Annotated in this window: 12 protein-coding genes; 5 read left to right on the forward strand and 7 right to left on the reverse strand. The window is 64.0% G+C overall.

Going from position 1 to position 19,059, the window contains the following annotated elements:
• Positions 1–21: 21 nt before the first annotated feature.
• On the reverse strand, positions 22–957 hold the full coding sequence (locus K1X74_16980; protein ID MBX7168032.1) for an SMP-30/gluconolactonase/LRE family protein: 936 nt from the start codon (positions 955–957) through the stop codon (positions 22–24).
• A 78-nt stretch (positions 958–1,035) separates the two neighbouring features.
• Between K1X74_16980 and K1X74_16985 the strand changes: the two genes are divergently transcribed.
• Complete coding sequence (locus tag K1X74_16985) at positions 1,036–2,256, forward strand: hypothetical protein (GenBank protein ID MBX7168033.1); 1,221 nt, start codon at positions 1,036–1,038, stop codon at positions 2,254–2,256.
• Positions 2,257–2,301: 45 nt separating this feature from the next.
• On the opposite strand, the gene K1X74_16990 is transcribed toward K1X74_16985, so the two are convergent.
• Complete coding sequence (locus K1X74_16990; protein MBX7168034.1) at positions 2,302–3,477, reverse strand: hypothetical protein; 1,176 nt, start codon at positions 3,475–3,477, stop codon at positions 2,302–2,304.
• A 503-nt stretch (positions 3,478–3,980) separates the two neighbouring features.
• Between K1X74_16990 and K1X74_16995 the strand changes: the two genes are divergently transcribed.
• The gene (locus K1X74_16995) at positions 3,981–5,282 is read left to right on the forward strand and encodes an aminotransferase class I/II-fold pyridoxal phosphate-dependent enzyme (protein MBX7168035.1); all 1,302 of its coding nucleotides are present in this window, start codon (positions 3,981–3,983) and stop codon (positions 5,280–5,282) included.
• Positions 5,283–5,461: 179 nt separating this feature from the next.
• Entirely contained in the window at positions 5,462–6,853 is a 1,392-nt protein-coding gene (locus K1X74_17000) for a hypothetical protein (protein MBX7168036.1), read from the forward strand.
• On the opposite strand, the gene K1X74_17005 is transcribed toward K1X74_17000, so the two are convergent.
• The 5 genes from K1X74_17005 to K1X74_17025 all read right to left on the reverse strand — a co-directional run bounded on the left by K1X74_17005 (position 6,850) and on the right by K1X74_17025 (position 16,666).
• Positions 6,850–9,174: a heparinase II/III-family protein gene (locus K1X74_17005; GenBank protein MBX7168037.1), complete on the reverse strand. Its 2,325-nt coding sequence runs from the start codon at positions 9,172–9,174 to the stop codon at positions 6,850–6,852. The genes K1X74_17000 and K1X74_17005 overlap by 4 nt on opposite strands.
• Before the next feature lie 153 nt (positions 9,175–9,327).
• Entirely contained in the window at positions 9,328–11,199 is a 1,872-nt protein-coding gene (locus K1X74_17010) for a redoxin family protein (GenBank protein ID MBX7168038.1), read from the reverse strand.
• Between the two features lie 277 nt (positions 11,200–11,476).
• Positions 11,477–13,093, reverse strand: coding sequence for a hypothetical protein (locus K1X74_17015; protein MBX7168039.1), 1,617 nt, complete (start codon positions 13,091–13,093; stop codon positions 11,477–11,479).
• A gap of 7 nt (positions 13,094–13,100) precedes the next feature.
• The gene (locus tag K1X74_17020) at positions 13,101–14,549 is read right to left on the reverse strand and encodes a carotenoid oxygenase family protein (GenBank protein ID MBX7168040.1); all 1,449 of its coding nucleotides are present in this window, start codon (positions 14,547–14,549) and stop codon (positions 13,101–13,103) included.
• Between the two features lie 245 nt (positions 14,550–14,794).
• A complete protein-coding gene (locus K1X74_17025; GenBank protein ID MBX7168041.1) occupies positions 14,795–16,666 on the reverse strand; it encodes a LamG domain-containing protein in 1,872 nt (623 codons plus the stop codon).
• A 249-nt stretch (positions 16,667–16,915) separates the two neighbouring features.
• Here K1X74_17025 and K1X74_17030 point away from each other — a divergent pair, with 249 nt between their 5' ends.
• Positions 16,916–17,317 (forward strand): response regulator, encoded by a 402-nt coding sequence (locus tag K1X74_17030; protein ID MBX7168042.1) that lies wholly within the window; start codon positions 16,916–16,918, stop codon positions 17,315–17,317.
• Between the two features lie 51 nt (positions 17,318–17,368).
• Positions 17,369–19,057, forward strand: a complete 1,689-nt coding sequence (locus K1X74_17035; GenBank protein ID MBX7168043.1) for a GspE/PulE family protein — start codon at positions 17,369–17,371, stop codon at positions 19,055–19,057.
• Positions 19,058–19,059 lie beyond the last annotated feature (2 nt).

Below are 19,059 nucleotides of genomic sequence, written 5' to 3' on the forward strand. Positions count from 1 at the left end.
GGGAAGTGCACCCTTGCGATCCTATTTGCCCGTGCCGCAGCGGTGACCTTGGATCTGCATCGGGTAGGCCAGCAGGGCCGTCGTCGTGGTGATGTACAGCATCTTCAGGTCGGCGCCGGCGAACGTGCAGTTGGTGGGTACTTTGCCATCAACCGGAAGTTGACCCAGGAACTTGCCGTCGGACCCGAACACCTGGATCGATCTGGTCCCTGGTGCGGCAACGTACAGATTGCCAGCCGAATCAATCGTTACGCCATCGCCGCCGGCTCGTTTCTTGGTCTCGGCGTTGGGCTCAATCTGGCAATGCACGCGCGATTCGCCCAGCTTGCCGGGCGCCGCCACGGCGAATGCGAGCACCTCGGGCGACGAGTATTGGGCCACGAGCAGCGTCTGTTCGTCGGGCGTGAGGATCAGGCCGTTGGGAAACAGCAGGTTTTTCGCCACGCGAATCGCCTCGGTGGCGCCGGCCGGCAGGTAATACACGGCCGATGCGTCTTGCGAGCCGCTGAGCACCTTGGGGTCGGTGAAATAGATGCCGCCCGCGCGGTCGACCACCAGGTCGTTGGGACCGTTGAAAGGCTTCCCGTTGTAGGTGTTCACCAACGGGGTGACTTCCTTGGTGTTCAGGTCCAGTGCCGAGATCCCGCCCGCCGTCATGTAGACCCTGCCATCGGGCCCAAACATCAAGCCGGCGACGCGCGCGGCCAGAACCGACTCGGCCTGGCCGCCTGGGTTCGCCTTGTAGACTTGCCGGTTGAAGACGTCGGTGAAGTACAATGCGCCCGTGGCGTCGGCGGCGGGCCCTTCGAGAAATTTGAATCCCTCGTGAACGACGGACATCGGGCCAACGGGTCCGACGCCGGGAATGGCTTTCACATCCTCGGCGCCCGGCGCGGGCGCCAGCGGCGCGACGATCAGGACCAAGGACAGGCTGATGAGGATGCGAATGCGGCGCATGGCGGCTCTCGAATGCTGTTGGGTGGTCGATGGTGGCCCCAAGGTTAACGCGGTCTTTGCCGAACTGCCAGTTGGCCGATGAACACTCCGGCAAACTCCCCGGCACCGGATCTGCCACCCGGGCGAAAACGTTGGCGACAGTTCAGCCTGCGAACGCTCTTGGGCGTCACGACGTTGGTGGCCGTCGTATTGGGTCGTGAGCTCAATTTGCTGCGGCAGCGCGACCAGGCGCTGCGTGCACTCGACGCGGCCGGCATTCACCTGAAGTTGAGCGGCCCTGTGACTGGTCTTCGGGCCAGGCTTGGGCGGATCGCAGGGCTCTATGGAGGACCCATCTCGCCCCAGTTGATGGCTTTCGGGCAGCTTTCTGACGAGACGTGTCGCAGCCTGGGCCGCATCGACCAGGGCCATTTCAAGATCGTCATGGTCACAGATTCGGAGTTGACCGACGCGCAATTGACCATGATCGCTCCGGCATGCGCGCCACAAACGGCCTGGCTGAACCAATGCCGGTTGACCGATCGGTCGGCCGACGTGCTCGCCAGTTGGAAATTGCTTGCCGATCTGCGTCTCGACAGATCGCACGATGTCAGCGATGCGACGGTCGCCCGGCTCGAGTCGCTCCGCGAGCTGGCCTACCTTAGTCTCGTGGGGACTAAGGTGAACGGCCGGGGCTTCAGGTTCTGGCCCGTCGATCGCAAGCTGAGCCATCTGGTGCTCGATGATTCGCCCGTCGATGACGGCGGCGCGGCTGCAATCACCCAACTGCAAACCGTGCGGACCTTGTGGCTGGCACGCACCCAGATGACGGACCAGGGGGTCAACGCCTTGAGTCGCCTGCGCGTGCTCGAATCGCTCACGCTCGACGGCGACAAGATCACCGGGGCAGGGTTCGCTGGGTTTGCCGCCAACGCTCCCTTGAACGAACTATCGTTGAATCGCACGCAGGTTGACGACGAGGGCCTGGCCGCCATCGCGCGGCTGCGCAATCTGAAACATCTGCGTTTGGACCAGACGAAGATTACCGATGCAGGCCTCGCGCAGCTTCGCGCGCTGGACCAACTGACGGTGCTTTCGCTGGCCGGCTGCCGATTGACGGACGACGCGCTCTCGGCGCTCGCCGAGTTTCCAAACCTGCACTACCTCGACCTGAGCGGGACGAAGATCACCGACGCCGGGATCGAGCGGCTGGCAGCCATCGCCACGCTCGAGCGCCTGATCGTCAAACGCACCGGCGTGACGCAGGCGGGTCTCGACCGGCTCAAGCAGCGACTGCCGATGATGGAAGTCGACGATTAGCGCATCGCGTCTGCGCCGGCAGGCGCGGGCGAGTGCCGCCGGAAGCTACGCCCAGGACGCCTCAAAGATGCGGTAGCGCTTGTATTTCTGCGCGCCGGTGCGCTCGATCAGCCGGTTGATCAGGTCGTTGTCCTCGAGCGTCCAGCCTAGCTCCGCGCCGGTGTACTTGAGTTGGTTCTTGCCGTAGTCGAGCGTGTCGAGAATCATCATCTCGGGCACGCCGCGGCGGCGAAAACCCTCGAGCACGCCCAGCACGCAGAGGCGGCCGGCCTTGATCTTCCGTTGATTCCACAGGAACCGCACGAGGTTGATCGGCAGTCCCCAATTGGTCAGCCGGCCGTTGAGCGGGCGGATCGCCTCGTTGATGTCGGGCAACGTGATCGTAATACCGACCGGTCGGCCTTCGACTTCGGCGATCTTGACCATCTCGGGCACGGCGATGAGCTTGAGCGATTTGCCGAGATGCTCGAATTCCACGTCGGTCATCTTCACGAAGCCCCAGGCGGTCGACCAGGCCTCGTTATAAAGCTGCTTGCAGCGGGCCATCTCGTTGTCGAAATCATTCATCCGAATGTTGCGTACGGTCACGCCAAAGCGGGCAGTGATCTTCTGCGCCTTTTCACGCCAGGCCGCAACCATGTCGTGCGGATCTTCGAACCACCAGGCGAACGTGTCCTTGGCCTTCGACAATCCACACGCCTCGAGCAACGCTGCATAGTACGGACGATGGTGGTTCATCATTACCCGGGGCGGCGTCGAGAAGCCTTCGATGAGCAAGCCACACGGATAGTTGGTCGAGTAGTCGATGGGCCCCATGACTGCAGTGCGGCCGCGCGCTCGGAGCCAGTTGGTCGCCTGCTCGATGAGCGCACGCGCGACGTGCACGTCGTCGATGCACTCGAACATCCCAAAGCACCCCAAATTGGTGCCGTGCTGTTCGTTGTAGCGCGGGTCATCGCTCACCAGGATCCGGCCGACGGGCACGCCCGCACGGCGGGCGAGAAAGATCTCGGCTTCGCCGTGCGCGTAAAACGGATGGTGTTTGCGCGAGATGAATTGAGAGACTTCGTATTTGAGCGGGGGTACCCATTGCGGGTCGTCGCGGTAGATCGCCCAAGGCAAATCGATGAAGGCGGCCCGATCGCGCCGCGTGCGGACCGGGAAGAGCTCGACCGGTGGCATCCCGCCGCCGTTCGACCGTGGGTCCCTTGCAGAACTCATGCTTGCCGCTCCGCCTGGGGTTGTTGACGGACCACCCGAGAGCGGGTCGAAGACGCGGATGGTCTCACGAGCGTCTTCGCACGGAATGGTCTGCAGCATCGGCATTCTATCCTTGAACTCGATTTGGAGTTGGGTGCAATTCCAACCGATGCGGTTTTCAGTAACGTCTTTTCTGTAGAGACCTTCGGTCATTGTTCTGGGGCGAATCATGGCGGGGCCCTGGGGGTCTGGTGGGGCAAATTTGCAATCCGCGCAAGCGGAAACGCGGAATTGCTCTCCACCACCTAGCGCCCATCGCCGTGCAGTCGTTACATCGACATTCATTGTGGCGCTTGCTTGCACTCGATCGACCGATTGCTGGCTGCGGCAAACGAAAAGACCGGTTCTGGCCCGGCTTGTAACAAACGGATCGGCCTTACGCCCTGCTGTCAGAGGCGAAACGAATCCCACCCGCCTCGCATCCCAAAAAACGACGCAAATCTCTGACTGGAAGGCACTTGACCATGATTACGATGAACCGCGAACTGACCGCGACTCCGGGCCTGGAGCTGAACGACGAGACTTCGCTGGTCGACATCCTCCGCGCTCGCGACAGCGGCATGGACGTTCGGACCGCCGCGGCGTTCTTCAGTGCCGCTTTGGAAGAATATGAGTCTCGTGGCCATAACCTCTATCGCCGCATGCTGTTAGAGCCTTCGGACGCAGAAGCCCAGGTGCATTATCCGCGAGAGGAAGGCACTCGGCAGATGATCGTCCTGGCCTCGAACAACTACCTGGGCCTGGCCACGCATCCAAAGGTGATCGCTGCGGCACAGGCCGCCGCGGCCCAGTACGGTGTCGGCGCGGGCAGCTCGCCGCTCTTGGTCGGAACCTTCCCCGTGACCCGCGAGCTGGAGCGCAAGTTGGCCGAGTTCAAGGGCACCGAGGACGCCTGTGTCTTCTCGAGCGGCTTTGGCGCGAACGTGGGCGTGATCTCGGCCTGCGTCGGCAAGAACGACGTCGTGATCCTCGATCGCCTGGCCCATGCGAGCATGGTGGACGGTGCCAAGCTGTCCGGGGCGCAGATCAAGGTCTTCAAGCACAACGATGCCGAGCACCTCGACCGGGTGTTGTCGCGCTGCCCGGGCACCGGGACCAAGCTGGTCGCGGTCGAAGGCATCTACAGCATGGACGGCGACATTGCCCCGCTCGACAAGCTCGTGGCGGTTTGCCGCCGGCATGGCGCGATGCTGCTGGTCGATGAGGCCCACTCGACGGGTGTGCTCGGCCCCGACGGTCGCGGCGCGGCGGCCCACTTCGGGCTGGAAGGCCAAATCGATCTGCACATCGGCACGCTCAGCAAGGCGATTGGCGCCTGTGGCGGCTTCGTGGCCGGCCGGGCCGATCTGATTGCTTACCTCCGCTACTTCGCCCGCTCGGCGATGTTCTCGACGGCCCCCAGCCCCATGGTGTTGGCCGCAGCGAGTGCCGCGCTCGACGTGATCCGCGAGGAGCCGGAACGCTGCGAAAAACTGTGGGACAACTGCACCTTCATGTGGAACGAACTGAAGCGGATGGGTTTCAAGCTCAACGACGCACCCAGCCCGATCATTCCGGTGATCGTGGGGACCATGCATGGGCTGCGGCAAATGACCTTGGAACTACATCGCAACAATATCTGCGTCAACTCGGTACCGTTTCCCGCGGTACCGCACGGCAGCGAGCGGCTGCGAATCAGCCTCACGGCGAACCATACCCGTGAGCAACTGGTCGAGGCGCTGCGATGCATCGAACAAGCCGGCCGCAACGCGGGCGTGATTGCCTGAGTGGGCCGAGCATGTGGGATTGAGTGCGTACCTTCATGGGAGGGTGGGATGAGTCAGCGAGCCTCATCGGCTCCGGGACGACGGTTCCGGATGCCGATGGGGCTCAATGACTGCGCCTGGCGCAGATTTCGTGTCCGCCGGTTTCACCTGCGGCCGGCGCCCGCCTAGACTGGGCGGTCATGCGAGTTGCACTCTGGCTCTGTGTGCCGTTCCTGTTGCTGGTCGAGACCTCGCGCGCCGCGGAGACGCCGCCCGACTTTTGGCTGGCGACCTTTTCCGTCGACGTGACGATTCCTCTGGGCCATCCGTGCATGGGTGGCGGGATTTCGCCAGCGGTCCGCATTGACGATCCGTTGCTGGCCCGGGGTGTGGTGCTCGGCGGGCGCGGTCTCGAGCCGCTGGTGATCTGCGGAGTCGATTGGTGCGAGATACGCAACGAGGCGTACGAACATTGGCGCGCGGCGCTCGCTGATGCCGCAGGCACGACCCCCCTGCGCGTCCTGGTGTCATGCCTGCACCAGCACGATGCCCCGGTCGTCGATCTCGTGGCGGAGCAATTGCTCAAGGAACACGGATTGCAAGGGAGCGTTTGCGATATCGAGTTTCACGAACAGACGGTCAAGCGGGTGGCAACGGAACTCAAGGTCGCGCTCGAGCGTCGGCGCCGAGTGACCCATTACGGCACCGGGCAGGCGGAAGTCAGCGAGGTCGCGTCGAACCGGCGCTACCACGACTCGCAAGGCAACCTGCGGTTCGATCGGACCAGCGCCTCGCGCGATCCCGAGGCGCATGCGGGCGAGCCGGGCACCGTCGATCCCTGGCTCAAGACGGTTTCGTTCTGGGATGGTGACTTGTGTCTCGCCGCGATCAGTCATTTTGCCACGCACCCGATGAGCTATTACGGCAAAGGCGGCGTGTCGAGCGACTTTGTCGGCCTTGCCCGCCGGCGGCGCCAGGAGGACATCCCCGAGACGTTTCGCATCTATCTCAGCGGATGCAGCGGCAACGTAACGGCCGGCAAATACAACGACGGATCGCCTGAGAATCGCCCGCGGCTCGCCGAGCGAATCTACCGGGCCATGGTTGCGGCAGATGAAGCCACGCGCCGGCAGCCGCTTGAGCGCATCGCGTTCCGCGCGGCAAAGTTGCGGCTGGCGCCGCGCGCATCGGCGGGCTTCAGCCCAGCCGAGCTCGAAGCGCGCCTGCGACCGGAAGCGCGGTCCTTCGATCAATGCCTGGCGGCCATGGGGCTCAGTTGGCGCCGCCGCTGCGAGGCCGGCTTGAACATCGATGTCCCTGTTATCGATCTGGGCCAGGCGGCGCTGCTGCTATTGCCGGGCGAGTCGTATGTCGAATATCAGCTGTACGCGCAGCAGGCTTGCCCCGATAAGTTTGTGGTCGCCATCGGGTACGGCGAATCGGCAACGGGCTATATCCCGACCGAGCGTGCCTGGGAGGAGCACGATACGAACTTGCACGATTGGTGCTGGGTGGCTCCGGGGGCCGAATCCCTCATGCGCCGCGCGATCGACGAGGCGTTGCAATCGCCCGCGGGACCGCCGGGCCGTTAGCCGCGCCGGCGGGCCTGCTTCCGCCGTACGAACAAGCCCGCGCCGGCGACACCGATCGCGGCCAGGACACACGAGCTCGGTTCGGGCACCACGCCAAACTGAATGACCAGTTCTCCGCCGTGGGGCAGAAACACGCCGCCGAAATCGAGGCCGTTGTGCACCGGCAGAAAGACGCCGTCGAGCGTGGCCCAGGCAATCGTACCGCGATCGAAGATGCGCAGCTCGGTGCCCGGCACGAGGCCATCGTCCGAAACGGTCCCGAGGATCTGGTCGATCAGCATGCGCAGCGAAAGCGTGGCCGGGTTCGATAACTCGAGCACCGTATCGCCCAGATAGCCGAGTTGCGTGCCTTCGGCCATCATCAGCCCGGTCAGCTCCAGGCCCTGTTGGCGGATGTAGGCGTAACGGGCATCGCTCGAGAGGGCACCGGCCGTGCGGCTTTGCAGGCTGTGCTGCGAGAGGATGTAGTCGGTCCAGCCGGCGGTGTCATGCGCCACGCGCATCGCCAGCCATTGCGAATCATTCGACAACTTGGTGATGTACAGATGTGCCGGGCCGATCGGTCCCGTCTCGATTACGCTCAGAAACAGCCCGTCGGTAGCGCCGGTCATGGTGCCGCGCATGCGATAGGTCTGCTGGAAATTGTCGAACGTGTCGTGCATCCAGAGGTTGCCGGCCGAAAACGTCATCGACTGCGAGGCGATCAGGTTCTCAATGACCTGGGCCCCCTGATACTCCCAGCGCACCTGCTTGTAGTCGGGCGTGTTGGTAAGGACCGTGCGAACTCCGCGGCCAACCAGGTTGAAGGCATAGGTGTGTGCCGCGTTGCCGTCCATACGGTCGGCCACGACGTAATAGTCTTCGTGAGGCGCCGCGACGCTGCGCGTCACCGCGACTCCGCCATAGTTCATTTGCAGCGTGGAGAAATCGCTGACGCCGTGGAACGTGCCAAACTCGGTGCTGTCGAGCCGGTTGGTGCGCACGAAGTCCTCCGGACGCATTCTCCGCCCGAAGTCGGTGCCGCCCAGCGTTCCGTCGACCAGCACGACGTTGTGCCAGGTCGGGTCGCGAGGACCAAAATTCGGCGGCGAATTGGTCAGGTCGTCGCGGTCGTAGCCGGGCGCCACGAGAATGTACTTACCCTGCGAGGCGACGAGAATCTCGCCCGTATCGTTGTGGCTGTGGAACGCGGGCACGTAGGCGTCGATGGGTGGATCGTCGCTGTAAAGATGAAACGCGGGGCTATCGACGCCGGGCGACAGCAGCAAATAGTCGCTCGTGGCGCCCCAGTCCTCGCGAAACACCGAAACCGCACTTTGCCCTGGTGCGAAATAGGTCGGCGAACGCGTCGGCGCTTGCGGAGCAACGGCGCTGAAATCGGTCAAGGCAAAGTCGGTCGTGTTCGTCCAGTCGTTGTTCTCGATCGCCGTCTGGTCGAACGAATAGGGGCTGGGGCCGACCTCGGACGTGTTCCAGAGAATATTGGCCGCGGTCGTCGGATCGCTGTCCTGCGAAAAAAAGTGCAACGCGATCGGCTCGTTCAAACCGTTCGACACGTTCGGCACCGTGCCATCGGGCAGCCGCAGCCCCAGCGACATGTCGACGTACGGGCGCAGGTTCTCGTATAGATCGACGCCTGAGCCCTGCTCGTAGGCCCGCAGAAAGTAACCCCAGTGCCGGAGCGTGTAGTTGAGGTAGTGTCCCTGGCTGTCGGTGAACCAGCCGTCATCCGTGGTGCTGTAGTCGAAGTGGCCCTGCAAGTCGGCCAGGCCCGTGTCGAGTTGGTCCTGGTCGCGCAGTAGCACCCCGGCCAGGGCGCGAGTCGCCCCGATCTTGGCGCGGGCGTTGCTATAGGTCTGATTGCCATAGTCGAGGCTTTGCGAGAGCGACAGGAGCCGGGCCTCGATCGTGTCCCGCGTGGCTTGCGGTAACTGGACGTTCGACGCGCCGCGGATGAAGTCGTAGGCGGCCAGGTAGCTGGTGAGAACCTCGGGGCGGGTGATGAACGTGCCACCGGGAACGTCGGCCAGCGACAAGGCACCGACGGCCTTGTTCAAGTCGGCCACATTGCCGGTCATGGCAAAGCGCAAGCCTGCGGCCTGCGCGATACTGGCGTCGTTCGTGGCGACGCCGAAATCGACCGGCACGGCGCCGCTGGTGTTCTGGCTGGCGCGGCTGTTGGCGCTGTTACGCCAACTGAGCTGTTGCGAGTTGACCGGCGTAACCCACTGCGCCTGAAGATTGGCCAGGTCGTCGCCTAGGATCAGCGAAGTGGTGGGCATGTTCGGCGGCAACACGCCGGTCGTCGAGCCGATCGACATTTGCGCCGCCGCGGGAGCAGGATCGATCAGCAGTGCGAGGCCGGCGCACGCCACAAACCATGCGAACCGCTTTCCTACAGCGCGCGCGGCGGACCTTCGATTGCCCAACATAAGCAGCCCGATGCGACCCCGAGATACCCAACTCCCAGGCTCTTAGTTAGCCCGGCTCGGCGGCAATTGCAAGGAAACGGCTGCGGTAGGTTCGGAGGGCGAGGCTGACAGGTCCGATCCTGACAGATTGCGCACGAAAAACAGCCACGCGACGAACATTTCGTCGGTCGATTGCGGTCCCCAGCGGACGGTGGTGTTGGGGTCAGGGTTGTTGGCCAGCGATGAGGAGTTGTCCCAGTGAGCGGTGCATCGGATCGCCGCCCGTTGCGGAATGAACGGCGGGTCCTTGAACCAATAGATGGTTTGCCAGAAGTAGTCGATCCGCGGAACGTTGAGCAGGATCTCGCGATGCGGCAAGACTTCGCCGTCCCGGGGCGGATATTCGAGCTCGAACTTGAACGACTTGCCGCGCATGTGCAGGTGCGGCATCAGGGCCAACATGCGACTGTCGTAGGGTGCCGCGGCCGCGAGGTGCATTTCGTAATGCTCGGCCTGGGCCGGTACGGCGATCTGCCTTGTGTGTAGCACGGCGATCTGCAGTTCGTGTTCCGGCGGCGTGTCGCGAAACTTGAGCGCGACCTTCGGTTGATCGTAGGCCGGCTTGCCGTAGGGCGTGTAGTGCATCTCGAAGCAGATGCGCGAACCGCGGTTGACGCGCATCGCGGTCTCGGGCGGCAGCACCAGAGCGCTGGTCCCCGGCACGTAAGAACCGATCGATCGGCAGCCGTCGTAGGTTTCTTGTGGTCCCGGCGCTCCCGGATCGACCGCATAGACCATCAGATGATGGACCACTTGCGGGACGCCCGGCTTGACGTCGCCCGCCACGAGCCAGCGCTGGCGGGTGAAGATCGCGTCGGACACTTCCTGGGGAGCCCAGATGTATTGATAGGGGACGACCCCGTCCGCGGGCACGTCGAAGCCTTTTTCGGCTTCGACGACGAAGTCCGGATCTTCGAAGGCCCATTCCGACGACCAGTGCTTCGGCTGGAATTGGCTCAGGTCGCCCGAAGGCATGCCTGCGTCGAACCAGGCCGCCAACAGCGTGATCTGTTCCTCGGTCAACCGCCGATCGTTTTGCCAGACGCCGTAGCGGGCATCGGCGTGCCAAGGCGGCATCCGGCGCTGAACGGCCACCTCCTTGATCATGGCGCCCACGTCGCGCGCGTCGTCATAGTTCGACAAGCTGAAAGGGCCCATGCTCCCTGCGCGGTGGCATACCTCGCAATGCTCCTGGAGGATGGGCGCCACGTGGTCGGCGAAGGTCACGGGGAAATCGATTGCGCGCGGTTCATCGCGGTCGATCAGGCAGCCGTCGGCCTCGGTCTTCGGCACGGTGACCTTTTTGCCGTGAAGTACTTCGCCGATGGCTTCGGCCAGGTCGTTGCGATCGGCCTTGATCTTGAGGCCGTTGACCCGCACCCGGTCGCTGAGCCAGCCGCGGTAGACCAGGACTCCTTTGGCGTCGAGGACGCAGAACTCGGGCGTGCGTTTGGCCCCGAGCGCGTCGGCGAGCCCCTGACCGTAGTCCTTGAGCACGGCGAACGGAACGTCGTAATCCGCAGCGTGGGCGGCGATGTCGTTGATCGTCTCGCCCTGGTTCGGATAGACGGCCAGAAACTGGGCTCCCTGCGGTCTTGTCGCGGCTTCGAGCTGCTTGAGTTCCGGCATCAGCTTCTTGACCAGCGGGCAGCCGGTGCTGAGAAAACACACGACCACCGCCTTGTTGCCGGCAAAATCGCCGATCGTCCGCTCGTTGCCGTAGATGTCGCGCAGGTTGGTATCGGCCGTAACCGGCTGGCCCAGGGGCGCGACCAGGCCCTCGTAAGGATCGGACGTGCGCGAAAACCACCACGTGGCGGCTCCGACGGCGAGGAGGCCCAATAAGCCAGCGGCCAGCGATAGTTTGCGCACCATGTGTCGACTCGCGACCAGGGGCCCAGATGCGGTGACACCCCCAGTATATGCCATCCACCCACCGGTCCAACGAAAGGCGAGCGGCGTGGCAACTTGACGCGGGCCGAGCGGCAGGCCTGGTCCCCGCGGTAGCCGTCTGGGAGGGGTGCGCCCGATAGTACGAACCGCACCAATTGCACGACATTGTCGACGTGCAACTTGGCCATCCATCTGCCGCGATAACTCATTGAAGAGTCAAGGCGACGCGCGGCATTCCTCTGCAAATCGCCACAGGCCGCTAGTGGGCCGTCACGGTCATCCAGCCTGCCATGCCGTACGCACGGTCCTCGTAACGGAATTGCGGCAGGTAGTTCTGCCAGTCTTGAGCACCCGGCGAATCCTGCGCTCGCTGGGGAACGATCGCGATGGCCTTGAATCGCCGCGGGCAGTAGCGATCGAAGTGCTCTTGCGTAATCGGATGCCCCGAGATGCGACGGTCCATCAGCCCGTAGGAGAAGTGATAAAGCTTGCCCTCGGCCAAGAGCGCCGCGAGCGGGTGCCAGGGAAAGTAATAGGTTTGGGGGCGAGCCAGCAAGGTGCGATAGGCGTTTTCTTGCGGATTGTCGAAGACCGACGGGGCCTGCCACACGCCACGCGCCGCGTAAACGGCATTCCATGCCCCGAGCACGAGGCAGAGCCCCGTGGCAAACCTGAGCAAGCGCTTTTCTAGGTCGGGCTCCAAGGCGCGATGGCCGGCGTCGCCAGCGATCGTGCTCACCAAGGCGAAATAGGCGAAGAACACGAGCGTCGGGGCGTAATGGTGATCGTCGCCGCCGATCTTCAGCCGACCCAACAGGCACATTGGCACCAGGATCAGGCCCAACAACAAGAACAAGGCTGCAGGATCGTCGAGCCACCAGGTGGCGACCCGCGCCCCAAGCTTGCGCGGCGAAGAGGGGCTGGCCGTTGAGGATCGGGTCACGAATCGTTGGACGACGATCCCCGCGATCAAGGGTAACGACATCCACCAAAAGAACCGCCACGGGTACCAATAGTCGCGATACAGCGCGTGGACGTCGATCCACTGACTCTCGCGCATGATCGTGATGACGTTGAAGAACATCCGATCGAAACCGAAGGCGAGCGAAAACACGGCCAGCAGTACGCAGCAAAAACCGCAGGTCAAAGCGGCCAGCAGCCAGGCTTCGCGCCGCGGCAACACGGCGAATCCCCACAGCGGCAGGACCGCTGGCACAACCACCAGCGTCTGCTTGGTCCAGACGGCCATGGCCGCCAGCAGTGCCGTGGCCACTAGCCATCTCCGCCGGCCGGTCTGCCGTGCGATGGTGAAAGCCACGGTCGCGGCAACGCCAAACCCGATGGCGGCCCCGTCGGGGGCAATGTTGAAGGACACGCTGCGCAGCGCAACTTGCCAGATCGTGTAGTACGCCAGGCACAAGCACGCGACGGCAAACAGCAATCGTCGCTCGGGCGTCCACGGGGCGGGCACCAGCCGGGCCAGCAATACGAGCGGCGCAAAGAAGACCAGGCCGCTGCAGACCGAGGCAATCAGTATCTCTACGGTTGGATTTCCGCTGAGCGCCGCCGGCAGGAAAACCAGGATGGCAAGCGGCGGATAGTGGGGGCAGAGCACCGGCCCGTCGTCGGGCAGATTGTACGGCTGGTAGCCGTAAAACATGCTGATCGTCGGGGCCAGCCGCGCGCCGTTGAAATCCCACCAGGGCGTCGAATGGACGAACACACCCATCGATGCCAGGGCAATAACGGCGAGCAGCGGCACGCCGGCCCAGGCCGCGCGGTCGAGCGTGGCAAGGCGCTGGCCACGGCTCCAGAGGCGTTCGCCTGCGATCAACGCGACAATCACGAGCAGCAAGACGACAAACAGCGCGAGCATGGGGCTCCTACGCGGGTAACCGCTGCCCGCGGATTTCGGCCTCGCTCACCCAGCAAGCGTGGTAGCCGATCGGAACCCGCTGAGGAATCGCAACTCGGGCGACCGGTTCGCCCTCGAATCGCGCGGCATCGATGATCCAAAGTTCCGCCTGATCGTTCTGCTCGTCGTAGACGAAGGTAAACAAGTAGCCGTCGTCCTCCGCCTGGCCGCTCGCGCGCGGGGCAAACACCGCTTCGCCGCCAAAGCGGCCGGGACCATAGCTCAAGGTCTGGCTGGTGCCAGTGGCCAGGTCGTACTTGATCAGGCCGTCGAACTGGAGCGTATCGGCCCGGGCGATGCGCGGGTTGTAGCTGTATCGCGCCGGGCGGCCGAGTTGTTGGTTGTTCATCCGCGGGAATTCCGTCGGCACGTCGTCGAGTCGTTCGACGTGTGAGGTCCCCGTCGCCAGATTGAATCGCCAACGCGTCAGGTAAGGTGCGAGCTCGATGACATCCAGCCGCGGGGTGGCGCCCGCACTACGCTTGGGAGGCAGCGGATTGTCGATGGCACAGCCGATCAACACGATTTCGTCGCCTTCCTCGAACGCGTTGATCGTGTGGTACATGTAGCAGGCCGGGGCTTCGAACCAGCGCAGGCTCGTCTCGTCGCCAAGCCGCGGCAGAATGCCAAAGCGGCTGGGCATGTGCGGATCGAACACGACCCGTGCCTTGCCTTGGGCAAGCAACCGCGGGTCCCAGAACATGGGGAAATCGAACAGGATCGAGTAATGCTCGGTGATCGCCATGTCGTGCTGCAAGCGGGCGCCCGGCAGGCTGATCGGCACCTGATGGACGATCTGGCCCGTGGCGGCGACGACGCCGTAATACATGAACGGCGGCCGCGGCGAGTAGTCGAAGAACATCATTTCGCCGGTGCGCGGATCGACCTTGGGATGGGCCGTGATTCCGCGGCGAAGCTGGCCGTCGAAATTGTAGCGGGCGACGGTTTCCAGGTCGGGCAGGCGCGCCTGGTGTGCATCGCCGCCGAGCCACCACAGGGCCAGTAGCCGCCCGGCATGGAACACGACGTCCGTATTGGCCGTGTTTTTGAACGGCCCGTCAGGCGTACGGCCGGTGGGCGGTTCCATAATGCCGGTGTAGAGCGACTGGCCCGCCTCGGACTCGGCGACCCAGCCGCGCGTCCGCACATAGCGGTTACGATAGGTGGCCCGGCCGTCGACCAGGTGGACGCCGTGCAGCATGCCGTCGCCGTCGAACCAGTGATAACGCCCAGGGGGGGCAAACTGTGGATTGCTGCCGTTGCGGACGAACATCCCCGAGACGTCGCGCGGAATCTCCCCCACGACCGTCAGCTCGGTCGCGGTGATCTCTCGGCGGACGGGCGCGAACATGCCGGAGAGATAAGGGTGCGACTCGCCAAACGTTGCGAGCACCGTCGACTTGGACAGTTCTTCCATGGCCGGATTTCGAGAGACGGTTGGATGCCAGACGAGATTCGAGCAATAAATCTCCGGCGAACTGGGCACAGTTTAGCATCGCGCGGGCCTCGAGTCGCCGTGCAGGGCAGGGCGCCCGTGCAACCTTGCGGAAGGGCACTGATATCCCCGGCGATTCCGTGGATCGGGCAGGAGCATCGCCCGCTCGATGCCCGCTGCCTACCCTGGCGCTGCGATCCCTGTGCCAGCCGATGGCTCGGCACACGTCACCGGACTTCGACCCATTTCAGGATCTGCAAGCCTGGCAGCGATCCGTGTCCCATGAGCTGGTTGATTTCCAGCTGGCTCAAGGCGTGATTGTAGAACCGCACGTCGTCGAACAGGCCTTCCGACAGGTCGCCACTCGAGTGGCCACCGAGGTACACCTCGCGCGTATCGGTCGAAATCGGCGCGGCGCGGGCGACGGGTGTATTGTCGAGCACGGCGTCGACATAGAGCCGGACATAGGACCCGTCCCAGGTGCCAACAACAAACGTCCACCGGCCGGCGGTCAGCGAGGTATTGCCGGCCGTGTTCGAACCGTCTTTGCCGTCCAAGGCCAGCGCAAGGTGGCCGTCTTCGACAGCGAGTTGCCAATTGTTGGGGCCATCATCGCCCTTGCGAAGGATGGTGTCGACGTCGTCGCCCGTGCCCCAGGTACTGACCTTGATCCAGGCCGAGATGGAGAACGCCTGAGTGACCTGGAAGCAGGCCTGGCTGGAAATGCTGACGTAGTTCGACTTGCCGTTGAAGGCTAGGGCCCTGTCGATGCGTCCGGTGGTCCCATTGGCGCCGAAATCGAAATCGAAGAGCGTGCCGTGGGCAAGATTCACGGTCGAGTCGGTGGCCGTGGTTCCCGAGGCATCGTCGAGTTTCCACCAGCCTACCAGCCCACCTGCCCAGGCCATGGCGCGGCTGACCATCACGAGGCCGTCGGCGTTGAGCTGCGCGAAGTCGAAGGTGCCGCCGCCAAACGGCAACAAGATGCGCCGTCCGGCGGCTCGGGTGTCGTCGTTCAATTTGCCGCCGGCCTCGACGGCGATGATCGAGCTCTGCCCAGCGACCGTCGCCAAGACGATCGCATCGGGGGCCAGCGTGCCGGAAAACCAGCTCAAATCCTGCGATGCGGACAAGATCGTCAGACCGCCGACCGCGAACGGCGCAACCACGTAATGCTCATTGGTCGTCACCGTGACCGCGGTGTTGCCGCTGCTGACGGAACTCGTCGACGCGATGCCAAAATCGTCGGCCAGCGCCGGAATCTCGTTGATGATGCCCAGGGGCTTCTGTATGAGCTTGGTGCGGATCTGCGAGGCCTTTACCTCTTCCGAGATGTAGGCCACGTCATTGGCAGCCGCGTAGGTATCGTAGGACGATTGGTTCGCACTCGCCTTGAGGAGCGTGACCGTATAGCCGATGTCGGTAAAAAAGGCTTGCCGCAGATCTTCCTGCTTCGACGGGTTGGAGCTGTTGGTGACCACGAACAGCAGGCGATTTGCCACCGGCCTCGTGACCACCACGTAGGTGACGCTCAACAGCGCCGCTTGCGAGCTCGAGCCGTCGTAGGCCACGGCCGGCCGAGACGCCCCCGATGTGGCATTCAGCAGAATCGCCAGGCTATTGCCGCTCGCCCAGCCCGGGCGGTTGACGATTTCTTGCACGAGCGCCCGCACGTCGGGCGCCTGATAACTTGTGCCGGCGGTCCAGTTGGTGATTTTCCAGCTCGCTGTCGCGCTGGTCTTCGTGCGCCCGCTGATGTTGTTGGCCGTGGCGGCGAAGGCCGTGGCATTGTCCTCGTCCTCGCCATAGATGACGGTCGCGGGGTTGGCGCCGCTCGTCGAGTTGGCAGCGACGACGGTGAGCGTCGCCGAAATGATGTATGCCCCCTGCGGGATCGCGAGATTCTGGAATCGCACGCCGCACCAGGTGCCCGAGCTGAGGCTGATCGAGCCATTGGTCAACACGACGTTGCCCGAGCCGTCCTGGCCCGCGTCGTCGGCCGAGGCCTTGACGCGCGTGCTGACGGTGGTCGAATCGGCCTGCGCGGCGCAGGCCACGGCGAGCATCGCCAACGTGAGTAACAGCACTCGAGCGTACATGTTCGAAGCTCCGGGATCGGCCGCCTTGCAGGCTCGAAAAACTCTATCTCAAAGCGGGTTGGCCGCGCCGCGAGGCGCGCGAATGCGGGGGCCACACAATCGCTGCCACCTGCGCAGGCGGCTCGATCCTGGCAACCGCGCCGCGTGGCGTGGGCCTTCCTCCACGAACGGCCGGGGCGCAGACGGCAAGCTAGGTTTGGTCTGACACATGCTGCCCGCTTTGCCCGCCCCGCTTGCCCTCGCCCCGCCATGCGTAGCCATGCGCCTCACATCCTGTTGGCCGAAGAAGACGGCTTCCTGGCCGAGTTGATGGCGTTTCGCCTCGAACTGCTCGGCTACCAGGTGCAGAGCGTCGCCTCGGGCAGCGAGCTGTTGGTCCAAGCACGCGAGCAGCTGCCGCGGGGCATCCTGATGGACAGCCATCAGCCCGACGCCGATGGGCTCGACCTGGTCAACCGCCTGACGAGCGATCCGCAGACGAAGGACATCCCGATCCTGGTGTTCTCGATCGACTGCGATCTGGAACTGGTGCAAAAGGCGCATGCCGCGGGCGCCCGCGATTTTCTCGTGGTGCCCTTCGACCCGACGACACTCGAACGCAAGGTCGAGCGTCTGCTGAGCCTGCAGCCCTTGAGCGCGACGAGCAGATAGCTGCACCGCTACTTAGCCCCTCCCCCAGTACGACAAGACCGAAAACCACTCATGGCCGGACGGCTCGGCGACATCCTGGTAGATCGTGGCCAGATCACGCAGGAGCAACTGGAAAGCGCGTTGCGCAGCCAGGGCTCCGAACGCGGGATGCTGGGCACGATCTTGCTGCGCCGCGGCTTGATCACGATCCCGCAGCTGGGCTCGGCCTTGGCCGAGCAGTTCGAGGTGCCGTTCCAGGAAATCGTGCCGCAAGCGGTCAACCCGCAGGTCGTGAGGCTGCTGCCTGAGGACTTTGCCCGGCAGCACCATGTGGCGCCGATCGACATTCAACACGGCTGCCTGGCGCTGGCGATGACGGCGCCGGACGACATTGCCGCGATTTCAGAAGCGGAGCTGATCACCGGCTACCAGGTGCATCCGCTCGTGGCGCTCGACGCCGACGTGCAGGCGGTGCTCGACCGGGGGTTCGACGATCGCGTCACGGCCCGACAAACGATCATCGACATGAAAATCCACGAGCTCGACGAGCGGCAGGCCGACCTGACCGCCGAAGTCGAGGTCGCGGTCGTCGAAGACAACGATGCCCCGGTGATCCGGCTCGTCAAGGCGATCCTGATGGGGGCCATCAATGCCGGGGCCAGCGACATTCACCTCGAGCCGCACCGTCCGGAAATGCGGATTCGCTACCGCGTCGACGGCGAACTGCAGCAGGTGATGACGATTCCGAACCATATCGAGGAGGCCGTCGTCGCGCGCATCAAGGTCATGTCCGACATGGACACGACCGAAAATCGCCGCCCTCAAGACGGTCGCCTGAGCGTCGAGGAAGCCGGCACGAAGGTCAACTTTCGGGTGAGCACCATCCCGACGGTCGGCGGCGAAAAAGTCGTGCTGCGCTTGCTCGACGAAGGCAGCAAGGTCTTCGATCTCGACAAGATGGGCTTTTCGCCCGCCGATCGCGCCCGGCTGCAAAAACTGATCGACAAGCCGCACGGCATGATCGTCGTCACGGGCCCCACGGGCTCGGGCAAGAGTACGACGATGTATGCCGTGCTGACGCACCTGAACCAGGTGCGCCGGAATATCGTCACCGTCGAAGACCCCGTCGAATATCGGCTACCGGGGGTGAACCAGATTCAGGCCGACAACGAATTCGGCCTGGGGTTCGCCAACGCCCTGAAATACATCATGCGCCAGGACCCAGACGTGATCCTGGTCGGCGAAATTCGCGATCACGACACGGCGCAGACCTCGGTGCAGGCGGCGCTAACGGGCCACTTGCTGATCAGCACGCTGCACACCAACGATGCCGTCGGCGCCGTAGCGCGGCTCAACGACTTGGGGATCGACTCGTTCAAGATCGGCGGCGCGCTGCTGGGGTCGCTCGCGCAGCGGCTGCTGCGACGGATCTGCCCAGAGTGCAAAGAGCCCGCCGCGCCGAACGAAGCGCTGTTGCGCGTCCTGAGCAAAGGACGGGCCGTCTCGCCCGACGCGGTGTTCTATCACGGTCGCGGCTGCAAGAAATGCCTGAATACCGGCTACATGGGCCGGTTGCCGATCTTCGAGATCATGGAAGTCACGCCGGTCCTGGCCGACGCCATCGAGCGTGGATTGCCGGTGACCAAGCTCCGCGAACTGGCTGTCGAAGGAGGCATGGTCGAACTGGCCGCGGCCGGACTGGAGCAGGCCCTCGCCGGCCGGACGACGCTCGAAGAAGTCTATTACAAGACGTCGGGGTGACA

Source organism: Pirellulales bacterium, assembly GCA_019694435.1.
GTDB lineage: Bacteria > Planctomycetota > Planctomycetia > Pirellulales > JAEUIK01 > JAIBBZ01.

Bases quoted from the DNA above. Each gene is read 5' to 3' on its own strand.
- K1X74_16980 (MBX7168032.1), bottom strand. From the start codon at position 957: ATGCGCCGCATTCGCATCCTCATCAGCCTGTCCTTGGTCCTGATCGTC.
- K1X74_16985 (MBX7168033.1), top strand. From the start codon at position 1,036: ATGAACACTCCGGCAAACTCCCCGGCACCGGATCTGCCACCCGGGCGA.
- K1X74_16990 (MBX7168034.1), bottom strand. From the start codon at position 3,477: ATGAGTTCTGCAAGGGACCCACGGTCGAACGGCGGCGGGATGCCACCG.
- K1X74_16995 (MBX7168035.1), top strand. From the start codon at position 3,981: ATGATTACGATGAACCGCGAACTGACCGCGACTCCGGGCCTGGAGCTG.
- K1X74_17000 (MBX7168036.1), top strand. From the start codon at position 5,462: ATGCGAGTTGCACTCTGGCTCTGTGTGCCGTTCCTGTTGCTGGTCGAG.
- K1X74_17005 (MBX7168037.1), bottom strand. From the start codon at position 9,174: ATGTCGATCGGCTCGACGACCGGCGTGTTGCCGCCGAACATGCCCACC.
- K1X74_17010 (MBX7168038.1), bottom strand. From the start codon at position 11,199: ATGGTGCGCAAACTATCGCTGGCCGCTGGCTTATTGGGCCTCCTCGCC.
- K1X74_17015 (MBX7168039.1), bottom strand. From the start codon at position 13,093: ATGCTCGCGCTGTTTGTCGTCTTGCTGCTCGTGATTGTCGCGTTGATC.
- K1X74_17020 (MBX7168040.1), bottom strand. From the start codon at position 14,549: ATGGAAGAACTGTCCAAGTCGACGGTGCTCGCAACGTTTGGCGAGTCG.
- K1X74_17025 (MBX7168041.1), bottom strand. From the start codon at position 16,666: ATGTACGCTCGAGTGCTGTTACTCACGTTGGCGATGCTCGCCGTGGCC.
- K1X74_17030 (MBX7168042.1), top strand. From the start codon at position 16,916: ATGCGTAGCCATGCGCCTCACATCCTGTTGGCCGAAGAAGACGGCTTC.
- K1X74_17035 (MBX7168043.1), top strand. From the start codon at position 17,369: ATGGCCGGACGGCTCGGCGACATCCTGGTAGATCGTGGCCAGATCACG.